This is a genomic window from Methylorubrum zatmanii, assembly GCF_014845115.1.
Lineage (GTDB): Bacteria > Pseudomonadota > Alphaproteobacteria > Rhizobiales > Beijerinckiaceae > Methylobacterium > Methylobacterium zatmanii.
On the sequence record NZ_NKUI01000335.1, the window covers coordinates 1 to 1,146 of the forward strand.

A 1,146-nucleotide genomic window follows, 5' to 3' on the forward strand; every position below is an offset into this window, starting at 1 on the left:
CCGATGTTGCAGTGCGGCTTCGAACGGGTGAACTTTTCCTTGGCCATCGTGCAATCCTACCGCGGGACCGGCCGCAGCCGGGCGTAAAGGCGCGGACCGCTTAGAGGCTTGCGCGGCGATGATCAAGCGTCTGGTTTGCCGAGAACAGAGATTGCCGCACCGTAAACCGCGATCTCCTTGGCAAAATGGACCCCGCGCCCTCATCCCTATGGGGCGAAACCGCTGACCGGGACGCCCGTGGCAAGCTCTCAGGACGGGTCGTCCCCGACCGTCTCGTAGAGCAGCTGGGCTTCCGGGGCGCCGCCCCGGCGCTCGCCGAGATCGAGCACCCGGACCAGCATCGTGCCGTGCGGGGCGGCGACGGTGAGGACGTCGCCGCAATGGACCGCCTTGGCCGGTGCCTCGGCGCGGGTCCCGTTCACGCGGACATGGCCGTCGGTGACGAGCCGGGCCGCCATGGAGCGGGTTCGGGCGAAGCGCGCGAACCACAGCCATTTGTCGAGGCGTTGGCGCCCCGCGCTCACGGTGCGCCTGCGTGGGAGCATCGCCCCGGAAGACGGGACGATGCCGGAATGCCGGGGCCGTAGGCCCTCAGCGCTTGCCCCCGTCCGATTCGAGCTTCGCCTTCAGCGCGGCCAGGGCGGCGAAGGGCGAATCCGGATCGGGCTGGCGCTCGCGGCGCGGCGGGCGCTGCTCGGCATTGGGGCGACGGTTCTCGTCGCGGCGGTCGGGCCGGTTGCGGCCGCCCTGGTGGTCGCGGCGCGGACCGCCATCCCCCCGGGCCTCGCCGCGTCCGTCCCCCCTCGCCTCGCCTCGCCTCTTGCCTTGGCGCGGGGCGGACGGCCGCCCTCCGGACGGTCCTCGCGGGGACGGCGCGGGCCATCGCCCCGCCGCTCGCTCTGGCGTCCCTCCTGCCGGCCATCTTGCCTGCCCTCCTGCCGGCCCTGGCCACGCCCCGGCCGCGGGCCGGAGTGACGCTGCGGGCGGTGCAGGTGCCAGACCTCGACCGTCTCGGGGGCCGGCGGCTCGGCGGCTTCGGCGGACCCTTCGCCCACCTTTGTCTCGGTGGCGGGTTCATCGGCAGGAACAGCCGAATCGGCGGCGTCCACCGCCTCGACCTCGCCGGTCGCGGCGGCGGCCTCGGCG

The 1,146-nt window shown here is 73.7% G+C and carries 2 protein-coding genes; one reads left to right on the top strand and one right to left on the bottom strand.

Annotated features, from left to right (window positions below):
• Positions 1-248: 248 nt before the first annotated feature.
• The gene (locus MZTS_RS24475) at positions 249-524 is read right to left on the bottom strand and encodes a S4 domain-containing protein (RefSeq protein WP_192285917.1); all 276 of its coding nucleotides are present in this window, start codon (positions 522-524) and stop codon (positions 249-251) included.
• A gap of 399 nt (positions 525-923) precedes the next feature.
• Here MZTS_RS24475 and MZTS_RS24480 point away from each other — a divergent pair.
• The coding region (locus tag MZTS_RS24480) for a hypothetical protein (protein ID WP_192285919.1) at positions 924-1,146 on the top strand (223 nt) is incomplete at its 3' end.